We start from the raw sequence: 14081 nt of genomic DNA on the forward strand, positions 1-14081 counted from the left end.
TCGACTATTTTATATGACGAACTGCCTTTAGCTAAGGCAGTTTTTTTTATTTTTTAATCTACGGTTAACATTTAATTAACATAACTATCAGTTCTTTGCAGCGACAAAAACTAATAATTATGAAATTATCTTTGCTGCAAAAAGTAGTAACAGTAATCTGCATCTGTGTTTTATTTAATACAAATGCACAAGAAAGTAATGCTCCTAAATTTGGGAAAGGACTTTTTAATCTTGTTGGAAAAGACAATACCTTTTCTATGAATATTAGTGCTAGAATGCAATTTCTAGGAACTACACAATGGGAAGCTAGCAGTGGTCTTTCTAACCCAGAATCTAACATGCTTGTTAGAAGAGCTCGTTTAAAGTTTAGTGGTTTTGCTTACTCTCCTAAATTAAAATATAAATTAGAATTAGGTTTATCTAATAGAGATATAGGGAAAGCATCTTCATTTACTAATGAAGCACCTAAATATATTTTAGATGCAGTTGTAAAATGGAATTTTTCTGGAAACTGGGTTCTTTGGTTTGGTCAAACAAAATTACCAGGAAACAGAGAACGTGTAATTTCATCAGCAAATCTACAACAAGTAGATCGTTCTTTATTAAATAGTAGATTTAATATTGATCGTGATATGGGTATTCAATTAAGGCATAAATTTAATCTTTCTGATAACTTTTTAGTTAAAGAAGCTTTTTCTATTGCACAAGGTGAAGGAAGAAATGTTACTACAGGAAACTTAGGTGGTCATCAATATACAGCCAGAGTTGAGTTTTTACCTTTCGGAGACTTTGCAAGTAAAGGAGATTATAAAGGAAGTGATTTAAAGTTTGAAGAAAAACCAAAATTAGCTCTTGGTTTTACATATGACTTTAATAACGATGCTGTAAAAAACAGATCTAATCAAGGTTCTTATATGGCAAATGATATTGGTTTCTATTCAACAAATATCTCAACCGTATTTATAGATGCTATGTATAAACACAAAGGTTTTTCTTTAATGGCAGAATATTCAAATAGAGATGCTAAAGATGCATTAGCAAAAAACTCAGACGGAAGTTTAACAGGAGACGAAGTACAAGTTGGTAATGGTTTAAACTTACAAACAGGATATATGCTTTCTAAAACAGTTGAATTATCTGGTCGTTACACTAATATCTCGTTAGACAAAAATATAACGGGTAAAGGAGCAGAAAATCAATATACTTTAGGTTTATCTAAATACATTGTAGGTCATAAATTAAAAGTACAAACCGATTTAAGCTATACAGACATTGGGTTTACAACAAACCAATTAATGTATAGATTACAAGTAGATATTCATTTTTAAAACATAACATTTACATAACATATTAGCAAAAAACTCTTTTGATATTTGCAAAAAATTTAAAATAAAATTATGGATAATATTTATTTATTAATGTTAATCGCTATTATAGTATTAGCTGTAGCCGACATTATTGTTGGTGTAAGTAACGATGCTATTAACTTTTTAAATTCTGCGATAGGATCTAAAGCAATTTCTTTACGAACTATTATGATAGTAGCTAGTTTAGGTATATTTATTGGTGCTGTTTTTTCTAGTGGAATGATGGAAGTTGCAAGAAAAGGTATTTTTGTTCCTGCTCAATTTCAGTTTGGAGAAATAATGCTCATCTTTATGGCGGTAATGATTACCGATATTTTGCTGTTAGACTTCTTTAACACATTAGGTATGCCAACATCTACAACTGTTTCTATTGTTTTTAATCTATTAGGAGCTGCAGTTGTAATGTCTTTAATTAAAATTAGTCATTCAGAAACTGAAACTTTATCAGACTTAACAAACTATATTAATACTGCTAAAGCAATTGAAATTATATCAGGTATTTTACTTTCTGTTGTAATTGCATTCTCTGTAGGGGCCTTTGTTCAATGGATATCAAGAGTACTATTTACTTTTAATTATGAGAAAAGAGTTAAGAACTTTGGTGTTATATTTGGTGGTGTTGCATTAACAGCCATTACTTATTTTATCTTTTTAAAAGGATTAAAAGGAACTCCTTACTATAAAGAATTAAAAAGTGTTTTAGTAGGTAATGAAATTTATATAATTGCTATTAGTTTTGCTTTTTGGGTTTTATTCTCTTTTATTTTTGAAAAACTAACTAAAAAAACAGTTTTACTTGTTGTTATAGCAGTAGGTACTTTTGGGTTAGCTTTAGCTTTTTCTGGTAATGATTTGGTTAACTTCATTGGAGTACCAATGGCAGCTTATCACTCATACGAAGCATGGGTAGCTGGTGGTATGGATGCTACAATGTCTATGGCTGTTTTAGAGAAAAAAGTACCAGCAGAACCTGTTTTATTATTTATTGCAGGTACAATAATGGTATTAACATTATGGTTTTCTAAAAAAGCAAAAACAGTTGCTGAAACAGAAATTAGTCTTTCTCGTCAAGGAGAAACTCATGAAAAATTTGAACCTAACAATATTTCTAGATCAATAGTAAAAGGTACAACAAGATTATCTAGTTATTTTTCTGCAATTTTACCAAGTTCTTTAAGCAACACTATTGGTAAAAGTTTTGAAAAACCAAACTTTACAATGAGTAAAGATCAAAGTATAGAGGCTCCTGCATTTGATATGATTCGTGCTTCTGTAAATTTAATGGTTGCAGGTGTATTAATTGCTATTGCAACATCAATGAAACTTCCTTTATCTACAACTTATGTAACTTTTATGGTAGCAATGGGTACTTCTTTAGCAGATAAAGCTTGGGGTAGAGAAAGTGCAGTTTATAGAGTTGCTGGTGTATTAAATGTTATTGGTGGATGGTTTGGAACTGCTATTGGTGCATTTATTGCTGCTGGTATTGTTGTTTTCTTAATTAGCTTTAACCCTAGAGTTATCATTCCTATATTACTTTTATTAACGGTAATTTTATTATACAGAAACTATAAATCTCACAAAAACAAATCTACAAAAGCTAATGATGAAGATAGTTTAAGTGAAGCAGAAAGTAGTTCTGTACAAGGTGTAATTCATGAAAGTGCTAAAAACATTTCTAAAGTAGTAAAACGTACAAATAATATCTACTCTAATTCAATTTCTGGTTTAGCTAAAGAGAAATTACCTTTATTAAAAAAGAGTAAAACTCAAGTTGTTAAATTAACAGATGAAATTGATGATTTAAGAGACAATATTACTTATTTCATTAAAAACTTAGATGCATCTAGTTTAGAAGCAAGTGGTTTTTACATTAATATATTAGGTCATATACAAGACATGTCTCAATCTCTTGAGTATATTTCTAAGATTAGTTATAAGCATATTAACAATAATCATAAAAATTTAAAATCTACTCAAATAAATGAACTTTTAGAAGTAGATGGTAAATTGGAAATTTTATTTAAGAATATTGAAAAAGCATTTAAATCTGAATCTTTTGAAGAAATAGGTGTAATCTTAAATGATAAAAATGCCGTTTATGAATTGGTAAATGAAAAAATTGCTAAACAAATAGAAAGAACTAGAACAGAAGAATCTAGTCCAAAAAATACAACTTTGTATTTTGGAATTCTAATTGAAACTAAAGATTTATTAGATGCAACTATGAGTTTATTAGAAGAGTATCACAAATCTTTTGATGGGTCTGTAGAACCTGCAACTATTAGTACTCCTGAATAAACAACAAGAGTAATAACTTTAAAAAAACCATGAATTATTTCATGGTTTTTTTTATGCTTAAAATTAACTATCTCTTTTTATCAATAAAAAAGTTTCATTTTCCAAAGCCAAATACCCTTCATCATAAATATAAAAATAAGTGTTTCCTGTTTTTGTTTTATATATTGATGTAAAGAACTGAAAATCGAAACCTTTATCATATAACCTAGTTCTTGTTACCTTGGTTTTACCAGAAATATTTAATTCGGATAAAATTTTATGATTTTTTCGCAAGCGATTGTTAATGTTTCTTATTAAGTTTTTACTGTCTTTATTTACTTTATTATTGTAAGAATTTCTACAATAGTCAGAACAAAATTTCTTGTCTACTCTACCTTTAACTATCTCACCACATTCTAAACACTCTTTATTTTCCATATTACAAAAGTAACACAATTATTCGTTTACAAACGACTACAAGTATTTACAACCGAAAGTAATTGCTTTATAACCGAATATAATTTTGTTTGTATTACATCTTTGCAGTGTTGAAAATGCTGAACTTGATTCAGTATCACTTTAAAAAAAATAAATTATAAACCTGCGTAAAAATTAAAACGCACAAAAACTTATCTTATGAGTACGTTAAGAAACAAAGTACAGTTAATTGGAAACTTAGGAAACAACCCAGAAATCATCACTTTAGATTCTGGAAAAAAATTGGCAAAATTTTCTATTGCAACAAATGAAAGTTATAAAAATTCGCAAGGAGAAAGAATAACCGATACACAATGGCACAATATAGTAGCTTGGAACAAAACTGCAGAAATCATAGAAAAGTATCTAGAAAAAGGAAATGAAGTTGCTATTGAAGGTAAATTAACCTCTAGAAGCTACGAAACGAAAGAAGGAGAGAAAAGATACATAACAGAAATAGTTTGTAACGAATTATTAATGTTGGGAGGTAAATAACCTTAAAGATTTAAAAACTGAAAACACCACTAAATAGTGGTGTTTTTTTGTTAAATAAATCTCAAATTTCTTATAACTTTAAAATCAGGATATTTTTTTCGTAACTTACAACATCAAATTCTAAATCAGCTATCTATGCCAAATTACACTTTAAATATTAACGGAAAAGAACGCGCTGTTACTGCAGATGCAGATACACCTTTGTTATGGATTTTAAGAGACGAACTTAATTTAGTAGGCACAAAATTTGGTTGCGGTATTGCTCAATGTGGAGCATGCACAGTTCACATAGATGGTGTTGCAACTAGAAGTTGCCAAATGCAAGTTTCTATATTAGATGATGTAAAGATAACTACAATAGAAGGTTTATCTCAAGACGGTAAACATCCTGTACAAGAAGCTTGGAAAGAAATTGATGTTCCGCAATGCGGATATTGTCAAGCAGGACAAATAATGACAGCAACCGCTTTTTTAGAAGAAAATAAAAATCCTTCCGAAGAAGAAATTAGACAAGCAATGCATGGTAATATATGTAGATGTGCCTCTTATAATAGAATTGAAAAAGCAGTAAAAGTTGCTGCAGAAAAAATGTCTTAATCATAAAATTACTTCAGAAAATGGAATTTATAAAAAAGAATAATTTTAGCAGAAGAAACTTTTTAAAGACATCAATGTTAGCAAGTGGAGGTCTTTTGGTTGGTTTTAACTTGTTATCTGCTTGTAAAGCAGATGCAGTAATGCCTGTGGATATTGAGAGTTTAAACTTTAATGATTTTAATGCCTTTATTAAAATTTCTGATGAAGGTTATGTAACGTTGTTTTCTCCAAACCCTGAAATAGGCCAAGGTGTAAAAACATCAATGCCAATGATAATAGCTGAGGAACTAGATGTAGATTGGAATAAGGTAAACGTTGTACAAGGTGCTTTAGATACTAAACATTTTACCAGACAAGTTGCTGGTGGAAGTCAATCTATACGTTTTGGATGGGATGCTTTAAGGCAAACAGGAGCAACTACAAAACAAATGTTGATAAATGCTGCTGCCATAAAATGGAATGTAGATGCAGCAACATGTAAAGCCTCTAAAGGGATTATAACAAATGCAAATGGCGATACATTTGGTTATGGAGAAGTTGTAAAAGAAGCAGCATTATTAGAAGTGCCAGAAAACGTACAGTTAAAAGAAATAAAAGATTTTACAATAATTGGTAAAGAGATTGTAAATGTAGATATCGATAAAATTATTACTGGTAAACCTTTATTTGGATTAGATTATAAAGCGGAAGGAATGATGTATGCATCAGTTTTAAGACCTCCTGCTTTTGGGCAAAAATTAGACAGTTTTGATGATACAAAAACAAAAGCTGTAAATGGAGTTAGTGAGATCATAAAATTTGGAGATAAAATTGCTGTTTTAGCTAGTTCTACTTGGGCAGCAATGAAAGGTAAAAAAGCACTTTCTGCTAAATGGGAAAAAGGCACAAATTTAGAATCTACAGAAGATCATGATAAAATTTTAACCAAAATTTTAGATGGAAATAAATTTGATACTAGACGTGAAGATGGTAATATTAAAAAAGCATTTGCAAATGCAGATAAAGTAATTGAGAGAACCTATCATTCTCCTTTTTTACCACACAATTGTTTAGAACCAATGAATTTTTATGCAGAAGTTACTGCAGAAAAAGTACATTTAGTTGGGCCAATACAAACTCCGCAATGGACGGTAAATAGAGTTTCTAAACTTCTAGATAGAAAAGTTGAAGAAATACATTGTGAAATGACAAGAATGGGCGGTGGTTTTGGTAGAAGATTATATGGCGATTTTGCTTTAGAAGCTGCCGAAATATCTAGCTTATCAAAAAAACCGATTCAAGTTATTTTCTCTAGAGAAGATGATATGACCGCAGGAACTTATAGACCTGCTATAAAATACAGAATTAAAGCAGCTTTAAAAGACGGAAAAGTAACTGGTTATCATTTAAAAGAAGCTGCCATAGATCAAAACATGTATGGTAGTCAAACTCACTTCTTTCCTGCAGGTTGTATCCCTAATTTTAAACTAGACACTGCAAATCATAAAAGTAATATTACAACAGGTGCTTGGAGAGCGCCTTATACAAACTTCTTAGCTTTTGCAGAACAAAGTTTCTTTGATGAATTGGCTATTGAACTAAATGTAGATAAACTTCAATTAAGAATTGATTTATTACAAAATGTAAAAGGCACTACAGATAAAACGATAGAGTATTCTGGTCAAAGAATGGAAGACACAATTAATCTGGTTAAAGAGAAAGCAAATTGGGGCAAAACAGAAGAAGGAGTTTATCAAGGTTTCGCGGCTTATTACAGCCATAATACACACGTAGCAGAAATTGCAGACATTGTTTTAAAGGATGGTTTTCCTGTTATTAAAAAAGTAACCGCTGCTGTAGATTGTGGTATTGTTGTAAATCCAACTGGAGCAAGAAACCAAGTTGAAGGCGGTGTTTTAGATGGAATAGGACATGCAATGTATGCAGATTTTTCTTTTAAAGAAGGTAAGCCTAATCACAAAAATTTTGATACGTATAGAATGATTAGAATGCAAGATACACCAAAAGTTAATGTACACTTTTTGCAAAACGAAAAGTCTCCAACAGGTTTAGGTGAACCAGGTTTACCACCAGCAGGAGCAGCTGTTGCAAATGCAATTAACGCTGCTTTAAATAAAAGAATTTATAGCCAACCTTTTGTAAAAGAATTAAAAAAGAGTGCAATTTTAGGATAGTTTAATTATTTACTATTAAAGAATTGCCAAAAACGATTAAGCTTTAAGCAATTCTAAATAGAAAACTTAGGGACTATTGATTTTTTGTTAGAAATTGTTCCTCGTTAGAAAGAAACAATACTCAAAAGTACTATAAAAACAAAGTTCCTTTTATCAAAATACGATAAAAGGAACTTTAAACTCTTTAAAATGAACTCATTAATAGATTAATAAGTTTTTAAAAATACAATTAACTAACTTGTTGTCCGTTTTTAACAGCTTGTGTAGGTTCTACAAAAGCTAGTTTTCCATCAGGAGTATCCGTCATTAAAATCATACCTTGGCTTTCTACACCTCTAATTTTTCTTGGCGCAAGATTTACTAAAACAGAAACCTGCTGTCCAATAATATCTTCTGGAGAAAAACTTTCTGCAATACCAGAAACTATCGTTCTTGTATCGATACCAACATCAACCTTTAACTTTAAAAGCTTCTTTGTTTTTGCAACTTTTTCTGCTTCTAAAATTGTACCTATTCTAATATCTAATTTTGTAAAATCGTCAAATTCAATAGTTTCTTTTTGAGGCTCTACCACTTTATTTTCTTGCTCATTCGCTAATTTTGTAGCTTGTAACTTTTCAATTTGAGCTTCAATAGTTTTGTCTTCAATTTTAGAAAACAATAATTCTGCTTTGTTAATTTGATGTGCAGCAGAAATTAAAACATCCTTTTCGGTTACATCTTCCCAAGAAAGGCTATCGCTTAAATTTAAAATCCCTTTTAGTTTAGTTGAAGTAAATGGTAAAAAAGGTTCAGAAAGTACTGCTAAAGCAGCAGAAATCTGCAAAGCAACATACATAATTGTTTGTACTCTTTCTGCATCAACTTTTATCACTTTCCAAGGTTCTTCATCTGCTAAATACTTGTTTCCAAGTCTTGCTAAACTCATTAATTCTTGACTAGCTTCTCTAAATCTGTATCTTTCAATTGATTTTGCAATAACATTAGGAAACTCTTTTACTGCAGTTAAAACATCTTCATCAACTTCTGTAAAATCATTAGGTTCAGGCATTACTCCTGAATAATATTTATTTGTTAAAACAACAACTCTATTGATAAAATTACCAAAAATGGCAACTAACTCATTATTATTTTTTGCCTGAAAATCTTTCCAAGTAAAATCGTTGTCTTTACTTTCTGGCGCATTTGCAGTTAACGTGTAACGCAACACATCTTGCTGATTTGGAAATTCTTCTAAATACTCATGTAACCAAACCGCCCAATTTTTAGACGTAGATAACTTATTACCTTCTAGGTTTAAAAACTCGTTTGCTGGTACATTTTCTGGTAAAATATAATCGCCATGTGCTTTTAACATTGATGGAAAAATAATACAATGAAAAACAATATTGTCTTTACCAATAAAGTGAACCAATTTTGTATCGTCTTTTTTCCAATAATCTTCCCAATTCTTACCTTCTCTTGCTGCCCATTCTTTTGTAGAAGAAATGTAACCAATTGGTGCATCGAACCAAACGTATAACACTTTACCTTCTGCTCCTTCTACAGGTACTGGAATTCCCCAATCTAAATCTCTAGTTACAGCTCTTGGTCTTAAACCATCTTCTACCCAACTTTTTACTTGTCCGTAAACATTAGGTTTCCAATCTTTTTTATGACCTTCTAAAATCCATTCGCGTAAAAAGGCTTCATGTTTATCTAAAGGTAAAAACCAGTGTTTTGTTTCCTTTAAACTTGGTACATTACCGGTAATTGAAGATTTAGGATTAATTAAATCTGTTGCGTTATGAGAAGTACCGCAGTTTTCACATTGATCTCCATAACTTTCTTCGAAGCCACATTTAGGACAAGTACCCACAACAAATCTGTCTGCTAAAAACTGATTTGCTTCTGCATCATACAATTGTGCTGAAACTTCTTCTATAAATTCACCATCATTATACATTTTTGTAAAAAAATCAGAAGCAGTTTCATGATGTATTTTAGATGAAGTACGAGAATAATTATCAAACGAAATACCAAAATCTGCAAACGATTGTTTTATAATTCCGTGGTATTTATCAATAATAACTTGCGGAGAAACACCTTCTTTCTTTGCTCTCATTGGTATCGCAACACCATGTTCATCAGAACCACAAATGTAGGCTACATCTTTACCTGTTAAACGCAAGTAACGCGCGTAAATATCTGCAGGAACATAAACACCTGCTAAATGACCAATATGAATAGGTCCATTTGTATAAGGTAAAGCTGCTGTAATTGTATATCTTTTTGGAGTATTCATCGAATTTTCCTTGATTTAATTTGTGTATTGATTTTTGCGTGACAAAAGTACAAAAAACGGAGTTTTAAAATCCATTGAAAATGGATACATTTACATAGAATATACATTTAAGCTATTAAAAAAAGAAATTAAAATCGTTTTGAAGAAAAAAATAACATTTACAGTCGTTTTATTGATGATATTTTCATCAATATATTCTCAAGAAAAATTAATCACACCTACTTACTTAAAAAAAGGAGATACTATTGCAATTGTTGCTCCTGCCGGAATTTTAAAAAATAGACAAGCAACCATACAAAAAGCTAAAAAATTAGCTGAAAAATGGGGTTTAAATGTTGTTTTAGGTAAAAATATATTTAATAATGGCCAACATTTTGCAGGAACTGATAGCGAACGTTGTCAAGATTTCCAAGATGCATTAGATAATAAAAATATAAAAGCAATTTGGTCTGCAAGAGGTGGTTATGGTTCTGTAAGAATTTTAGATAAACTCGATTTTACAAAATTTAAAGAAAACCCGAAATGGGTAATTGGTTATTCTGATATTACTGCGTTTCATAATCATATTCATAATTTAGGGTTTGAAACCATTCATGGTATGATGGCAACTAGTTTAGAAGAAAAGCCAGAAGAAATTACAGCAACTATTTCATCATTTAAAAAAGCGCTTTTTGGCACTGAAATTTCTTATCAAATTCCATCGGCAAAACACAATAGAAAAGGTGTAGTAAAAGGTGAAATTATTGGTGGTAATCTAGCCATTTTAGCATCTATGTTAGGTTCCAAAAGTCAATTAAATACAAATGGGAAGATTTTATTTATAGAAGAAATAGGCGAATATAAATACTCGATAGACAGAATGTTACAGAGTTTAAAAAGAGCTGGCTATTTTACAAAAGTGAAAGCCGTTATTATTGGTAACATGACTTCTATAAAAAAGAATTCTACAAAGTGGGGAAGTTCTATTGAGCAACTAATTCTAGATGTTATACCAGAAGATATTCCTGTCTTATTTAATTTTCCTGCAGGTCATGAAGCAGATAATAGAGCAATGATTTTTGGTAGAAATATTAAATTAACGATAAACAGAAGCGCTAAAAAATCTATTGTCACTTTTACTAAAGATTAAAAAATGGCACATCATAATGAACTTGGAAAAAAAGGAGAAAAATTAGCAATCGATTATTTATTAAAAAACGATTTTAAAATTCTTGAAACAAATTACCGTTATCTTAAGGCAGAAGTAGATATTATTGCACAAAAAAAAGATATACTAGCCGTTGTTGAAGTAAAAACAAGAAGTACAGATTATTTTGGAAATCCGCAAGATTTTGTGAATCCGAAGAAAATAAAACTACTACTTTCTGCTATTGATTATTATGTAGTTGAAAAAGATTTAGATGTTGAAGTTCGTTTTGATATTATTGCGATTATACATCAACAAAACAATACAAAAATTGAACATTTAGAAGATGCTTTTCTTCATTTTTAACAAGTTTCTGTCATTCTTAATTTGTTTTCAGAATTCTATAATTAACAACACATTTCCTTTTCTGAACATCGTAAACTAATTACAATAAAACTTATTTTTAAAACAGTTAGTACTACATTCGTTGTATGGTAGCAAAAAATTTTTGGTTGGGTATTTTACTGGGAGTTTTGGCAGTAATTCTTTTTTCTTCAAAAGCTGTAATGATAAAACTTGCCTATAATTATGATGTAGATGCAATTACCATGTTGCTTTTAAGAATGCTTTTTTCATTTCCTTTTTACGTAGTTATAGCTTACTTGTACAGAAACAAAAATAACGATATTAAAAACACCAAAAAAGAGTATTATTGGGTTGTTTTTTTGGTTTGGTTGGTTACTATTTAGCAAGTTATTTCGACTTTGTTGGTTTAACTTATATAAAAGCTAGTTTAGAGCGTATTATTTTATTTATCTATCCGACGATTGTAATTTTATTAAACAGACTTTTTTTAAGCAAAAGATTACTAAAGTACAATCCATAGCCATTTTTCTATCCTATTTAGGAATCTTAATTGCTTTTTCTGATGAAGTTGATATTTCTGGAGGCAGAGTTTATTTAGGTGGTTTTTTTATATTGTTAAGTGCCATTACTTATGCATCTTATTTAGTAGGAAGCGGATGGCTAATTCCAAAATTTGGTGTTGTAAAATTTACCGCTTATGCAATGTTGGTTTCTTGTTTTTGCGTGTTTATACATTTTAGTCTTATTGGAGACACAGATTTATTTTCATTACCGTGGCAAGTATATGGTTTAGGTTTTCTAATTGCAGTTTTTGCAACTGTAATACCTTCTTTTATGGTGAGTGCTTCTATTAAAATAATAAGCTCTTCTAACTTTGCAATTGTTGCAGGTATTGGCCCAATATCTACTATCGTTTTAGCTTCCTTTTTTTAAACGAAAGACTTACTTTAGTTCAGTTTTTTGGTGCTTTATTGGTTATAATTGGTATTGTAATTACTTCCTTAAAAAAAACGAAAAAAGAGTAGTTGAAATTACTATTTTAAGGCTTTAATTACTGCTTTTCTTAATTCTTTAAATTCAGAAATTTTATTACCATTATCTATATAAGAAAATTTACCTTTTTTATCAATAATAAAATAAGAAGGATACACTTGTTTTTGATTAAAAACAGCACTTACATCTATAGAGTTGTATGCTATTCTAAAATTAAATGGAAACTTTTCTATCACAGGTTTTGAATCTAAAGCAGGTGCAATAAATAAAATATCATCTCTTTTATCAAACTCTTTTACAAGCGAATTTAATTGTGGAATATCGCTAATACAAGGCGTACAAGATGTAAACCAAAACTTAAAAACAACAACTTTGTTTTTAGTGTTTTCTTTTGTTATAATTTTATCATCTAAAAGCCAAAGTTTAAAATCTGGAATACTATCATTTAGCTTAAATTTTTGCTGACCATAAAGCACGTTACAAACTAAAAGTAAGAAGAAAAAAATGCGTTTCTATACATTAGTTCTTTTCAAAATACGCTTTAACATCCTTTACTTCATAGGGTTTTGCAATAATTTTTTTATTTTTATCTAATACTAAATAAGTTGGTGTAGAATAAACTTGATAAGTTCTAGCTATTTTATTTTGCCACTTATTTAACCCAAGAACATTATGCCAACCGTTTAAATTAGTTTTTGAATAATTTTCCCAAACAAAAGAATCGTTTTCCAATGCAAAGGCAATTACTTTTACATCTTTTTTATTTTCCATAAAAGTGTGTAATAATGGTATTTCTTTTAAACAATGAGAACAACTTGTACTCCAAAAAACTAAAACATATTTTTCGGCATCAATTAAAGTAGATAGCTTTAATGATTTGCCATTTTCTTTCCATGAAAAATCGGGTGCAGTTCTACCAACTTCTGTAACTAACAATGCTATTTTTTCTGATATAAATTCCTGACTTTGTAGACTTAATGGTAATTTATAATAATGTTTTTCAAATAAATAATCTATTATTTGTAAATTTTTAGAAGTTTCTAACTGTGTAATTAAAAACTCAATAACATCCTTTTTATAAGGTAGATATTTAATTTTTGAAAGCACTGTTTCTATAGACTGTTTAAATAGTTTTTGTTGGGTTTCTTCAACATCAGAATAATTAATGTAAAACACATACTCTAAAATTTTATTGGTTAAAAAAGAAGAATTGATTAATGTTTTATTAGTAAAGTTTAAACGATCAAAATAAGTACTTTTAATCGCAGACATATATTCTTTAACATTTGTTAAAATTTCTTTAGGATTACTTCTAGAACTTGCTTTAATTATAGGTAAAACATACATCTTTTTTGCGTCTTCTTCATATTTTTTTTGAATTGTAGTTACTTTAGAAAAAGCATCTTTATACTGTTCTCCTAGTTCTAAATTACGATTTTGCAAAACAGCTACTTGTATAGAATCTAATTTTTGTTGTGCTAAGGAAATAGACTCTAGATACTCTTTATATAATTTATTTTCTGATGATTCAGAAAAGGTAATCGTCTGCTCTGGATAATCTGGATTAAAAACAAAAGAAACATCTTCTTTATTATAAAAAAAATCTACAAAACTTTCTCCTTCTAATCTATAATTAATTCTATAAGCTCCAGGTTTTGCATTAGCTGGCAACTTAAACTCAAAATGTCCAACAGCCTGTTTTACACCATTTACATCTATAGAATCTACCCTTACATTGGTATTATTTACAAAAACTTGTTTTGTGCCTTCAACTTTGTATAAAATAATCCAATCACTCTTTTTAATTTTCGGGCTTAAAACTCCTTTAACAGTATTTTGTGCTGTAATAAATGAAGAAACAAAGAGTAGAAGTGCAAAAATATTTTTCATCTTTTTAAGTGTTGATTTAGTTCTTGATAGAT

At 29.5% G+C, this 14081-nt stretch carries 13 protein-coding genes; 9 read left to right on the forward strand and 4 right to left on the reverse strand.

Features of this window, described 5'->3' with window-relative positions:
• Positions 1 to 119 precede the first annotated feature (119 nt).
• Both N5A56_RS12530 and N5A56_RS12535 read left to right on the forward strand, forming a co-directional pair.
• Positions 120 to 1328, forward strand: a complete 1209-nt coding sequence (locus N5A56_RS12530) for a porin (RefSeq protein WP_265725750.1) — start codon at positions 120 to 122, stop codon at positions 1326 to 1328.
• Positions 1329 to 1397: 69 nt separating this feature from the next.
• Positions 1398 to 3668 (forward strand): inorganic phosphate transporter, encoded by a 2271-nt coding sequence (locus N5A56_RS12535; RefSeq protein WP_265725751.1) that lies wholly within the window; start codon positions 1398 to 1400, stop codon positions 3666 to 3668.
• Positions 3669 to 3731: 63 nt separating this feature from the next.
• Here the strand turns inward: N5A56_RS12535 and N5A56_RS12540 are convergent, their stop codons facing one another.
• Complete coding sequence (locus N5A56_RS12540; RefSeq protein ID WP_265725752.1) at positions 3732 to 4085, reverse strand: hypothetical protein; 354 nt, start codon at positions 4083 to 4085, stop codon at positions 3732 to 3734.
• A gap of 198 nt (positions 4086 to 4283) precedes the next feature.
• On the opposite strand from N5A56_RS12540, the gene N5A56_RS12545 reads away from it, so the two are divergent.
• The 3 genes from N5A56_RS12545 to N5A56_RS12555 all read left to right on the forward strand — a co-directional run bounded on the left by N5A56_RS12545 (position 4284) and on the right by N5A56_RS12555 (position 7390).
• Positions 4284 to 4619, forward strand: a complete 336-nt coding sequence (locus N5A56_RS12545; RefSeq protein ID WP_274270452.1) for a single-stranded DNA-binding protein — start codon at positions 4284 to 4286, stop codon at positions 4617 to 4619.
• Positions 4620 to 4754: 135 nt separating this feature from the next.
• A complete protein-coding gene (locus tag N5A56_RS12550) occupies positions 4755 to 5216 on the forward strand; it encodes a (2Fe-2S)-binding protein (RefSeq protein ID WP_265725753.1) in 462 nt (153 codons plus the stop codon).
• 20 nt (positions 5217 to 5236) lie between these two features.
• Positions 5237 to 7390 (forward strand): xanthine dehydrogenase family protein molybdopterin-binding subunit, encoded by a 2154-nt coding sequence (locus N5A56_RS12555; protein ID WP_265725754.1) that lies wholly within the window; start codon positions 5237 to 5239, stop codon positions 7388 to 7390.
• Between the two features lie 229 nt (positions 7391 to 7619).
• Here the strand turns inward: N5A56_RS12555 and metG are convergent, their stop codons facing one another.
• Positions 7620 to 9674 carry a methionine--tRNA ligase gene (gene metG, locus N5A56_RS12560; protein WP_265725755.1) on the reverse strand — a complete coding sequence of 685 codons (2055 nt, stop codon included), beginning with the start codon at positions 9672 to 9674 and terminating at the stop codon, positions 7620 to 7622.
• Between the two features lie 139 nt (positions 9675 to 9813).
• Between metG and N5A56_RS12565 the strand changes: the two genes are divergently transcribed.
• The 4 genes from N5A56_RS12565 (at position 9814) to N5A56_RS17500 (ending at position 12099) form a co-directional block, all read left to right on the forward strand.
• On the forward strand, positions 9814 to 10803 hold the full coding sequence (locus tag N5A56_RS12565; protein ID WP_337994802.1) for a S66 peptidase family protein: 990 nt from the start codon (positions 9814 to 9816) through the stop codon (positions 10801 to 10803).
• Positions 10804 to 10806: 3 nt separating this feature from the next.
• The gene (locus tag N5A56_RS12570) at positions 10807 to 11166 is read left to right on the forward strand and encodes a YraN family protein (RefSeq protein ID WP_265725756.1); all 360 of its coding nucleotides are present in this window, start codon (positions 10807 to 10809) and stop codon (positions 11164 to 11166) included.
• Positions 11167 to 11312: 146 nt separating this feature from the next.
• Entirely contained in the window at positions 11313 to 11549 is a 237-nt protein-coding gene (locus N5A56_RS17495; protein ID WP_337994803.1) for an EamA family transporter, read from the forward strand.
• Positions 11550 to 11778: 229 nt separating this feature from the next.
• Positions 11779 to 12099 (forward strand): EamA family transporter, encoded by a 321-nt coding sequence (locus tag N5A56_RS17500; protein WP_476445306.1) that lies wholly within the window; start codon positions 11779 to 11781, stop codon positions 12097 to 12099.
• 101 nt (positions 12100 to 12200) lie between these two features.
• On the opposite strand, the gene N5A56_RS12580 is transcribed toward N5A56_RS17500, so the two are convergent.
• Together N5A56_RS12580 and N5A56_RS12585 are read right to left on the reverse strand one after the other, a co-directional pair.
• Complete coding sequence (locus tag N5A56_RS12580; RefSeq protein WP_265725757.1) at positions 12201 to 12635, reverse strand: TlpA family protein disulfide reductase; 435 nt, start codon at positions 12633 to 12635, stop codon at positions 12201 to 12203.
• A gap of 43 nt (positions 12636 to 12678) precedes the next feature.
• Positions 12679 to 14049: a TlpA family protein disulfide reductase gene (locus tag N5A56_RS12585; protein WP_265725758.1), complete on the reverse strand. Its 1371-nt coding sequence runs from the start codon at positions 14047 to 14049 to the stop codon at positions 12679 to 12681.
• Positions 14050 to 14081: the final 32 nt, after the last annotated feature.

The sequence above is a fragment of the Polaribacter ponticola genome, assembly GCF_026191475.2.
In the GTDB taxonomy this organism is placed as follows: Bacteria; Bacteroidota; Bacteroidia; order Flavobacteriales; family Flavobacteriaceae; genus Polaribacter; species Polaribacter ponticola.

What these genes read in the sequence shown, in the direction of transcription:
- N5A56_RS12530 (WP_265725750.1), top strand. Translation starts at nt 120, where the DNA reads ATGAAATTATCTTTGCTGCAAAAAGTAGTAACAGTAATCTGCATCTGT.
- N5A56_RS12535 (WP_265725751.1), top strand. Translation starts at nt 1,398, where the DNA reads ATGGATAATATTTATTTATTAATGTTAATCGCTATTATAGTATTAGCT.
- N5A56_RS12540 (WP_265725752.1), bottom strand. Translation starts at nt 4,085, where the DNA reads ATGGAAAATAAAGAGTGTTTAGAATGTGGTGAGATAGTTAAAGGTAGA.
- N5A56_RS12545 (WP_274270452.1), top strand. Translation starts at nt 4,284, where the DNA reads ATGAGTACGTTAAGAAACAAAGTACAGTTAATTGGAAACTTAGGAAAC.
- N5A56_RS12550 (WP_265725753.1), top strand. Translation starts at nt 4,755, where the DNA reads ATGCCAAATTACACTTTAAATATTAACGGAAAAGAACGCGCTGTTACT.
- N5A56_RS12555 (WP_265725754.1), top strand. Translation starts at nt 5,237, where the DNA reads ATGGAATTTATAAAAAAGAATAATTTTAGCAGAAGAAACTTTTTAAAG.
- metG (WP_265725755.1), bottom strand. Translation starts at nt 9,674, where the DNA reads ATGAATACTCCAAAAAGATATACAATTACAGCAGCTTTACCTTATACA.
- N5A56_RS12570 (WP_265725756.1), top strand. Translation starts at nt 10,807, where the DNA reads ATGGCACATCATAATGAACTTGGAAAAAAAGGAGAAAAATTAGCAATC.
- N5A56_RS12585 (WP_265725758.1), bottom strand. Translation starts at nt 14,049, where the DNA reads ATGAAAAATATTTTTGCACTTCTACTCTTTGTTTCTTCATTTATTACA.